The sequence below is a fragment of the Klebsiella sp. K47 genome (assembly GCF_051858335.1).
Classification (GTDB): domain Bacteria; phylum Pseudomonadota; class Gammaproteobacteria; order Enterobacterales; family Enterobacteriaceae; genus Klebsiella; species Klebsiella pneumoniae.
Genome location: NZ_JBPYUI010000337.1, coordinates 1 through 229, shown reverse-complemented (window position 1 = coordinate 229; position 229 = coordinate 1). Strand labels below are relative to the sequence as shown.

The window sequence follows — 229 nt, the reverse complement described above, 5'->3', positions numbered from 1 at the left end:
GACACTGATACGGTAAGCCTCCCGCAGAAAATGCACCGCCTGACGCTTCTGAGCCCGGCCTCAGAACTTTTTTTTGATAACTTCCTGCAGCATCTCCTTGTCCAGACTTAAATCAGCCACCAGACGTTTCAGACGATGATTCTCTTCCTCAAGCTGGCGCAGGCGGCGCAGCTCTGTCACGCCCATGCCGCCAAACTTTTTCTTCCAGTTGTAAAATGTGGCTTCAGAA

The 229-nt window shown here is 51.5% G+C and carries 1 pseudogene; it reads right to left on the bottom strand.

The window, feature by feature from the left end:
• A pseudogene (locus tag RRF55_RS28285) lies at window positions 1-229 on the bottom strand (transposase); the annotation flags it as partial.